Source organism: Streptomyces sp. GbtcB7 (genome assembly GCF_019091445.1).
In the GTDB taxonomy this organism is placed as follows: domain Bacteria; phylum Actinomycetota; class Actinomycetes; order Streptomycetales; family Streptomycetaceae; genus Streptomyces; species Streptomyces mirabilis.
Map to the genome: position 1 here is coordinate 1 of NZ_JAGXJM010000258.1, position 283 is coordinate 283.

General features: G+C 71.7%; 1 protein-coding gene. It reads left to right on the top strand.

The window, feature by feature from the left end; genetic code table 11:
• Positions 1–46: 46 nt before the first annotated feature.
• The coding region (locus tag KVT44_RS56035) for a DUF6098 family protein (RefSeq protein WP_254651251.1) at positions 47–283 on the top strand (237 nt) is incomplete at its 3' end.

A 283-nucleotide genomic window follows, 5' to 3' on the forward strand; every position in this document is an offset into this window, starting at 1 on the left:
GTCAAGGCCCTCCGGGCGGTGCAAGCCGATCCGTACGTTGCGTCGCATGTCCGCGGCCGCCGGTCGTCCCACCTCCACCCTGCTCGTCATCCACCGCCTGGCCGAACTCGCCGCTCTGGTGCGCGCCAGCCCGGGCCTTCACGTGCGCTGGTCGGAAGGCCCCGCGCAGGATGCGGAGCGGACGAGCATCGATACCGAGAGCGGGCACCGTCTGCCGGGACTCTCGGTCAATCCGCTGGACGCCGAAAGCTGGTGGACCCGGCCGCTCGAGGACTGGCTCGCG